Consider the following 485-nt stretch of genomic DNA (forward strand, 5'->3'; position numbering starts at 1 on the left):
TACATCGAAGTCCTGTGGACCACTGCCATTGGATGGGTCATCCTGGCGATCGCAGGGTTCTTCCTGTTCCTCGGTGGGTTCGCAATGAACAAGATGGCAAAGGTGGAGGTCTAGTCATGTCATCCACCCTGTTCTTGTTGCTCGGCGCGGGCATGGTGTTCGCTGCCATCACCCTCGTCCTGAGCCTGATCGGTGTCGCCAGTAGTGAGCGCCGCGGTGTCGCCCGCTCGATCGGGGCCATCCAGGCGCTGGACGCCGCCCCCGCCGCCATGAGGGAGGCCGAGCTCGAACGACCCTTCGCCGAGCGGGTCCTGGGACCGCTGGGGGATCGTCTCGTGACGCTGGGGCGCAAGCTCACCCGGGCCGACACGGCGCAGAAGCTTCAGTACCGCCTCGACGTGGCCGGCAACCCTCCCGGCTGGGGCGTCAGTCGACTGATCGGCCTGAAGGTGCTCGGCATGGGCGGTCTCGGGCTCCTCGGCCTC

Annotated in this window: 1 protein-coding gene; it reads left to right on the forward strand. The window is 66.4% G+C overall.

All coding sequences use genetic code 11. The features are described 5' to 3' along the window. Nucleotides 1–116: 116 nt before the first annotated feature. A partial coding sequence (locus tag ACU8YE_RS24650; protein ID WP_446930062.1) for a hypothetical protein occupies nucleotides 117–485 on the forward strand: 369 nt, incomplete at its 3' end.

This window comes from Ralstonia sp. VS2407 (genome assembly GCF_052950655.1).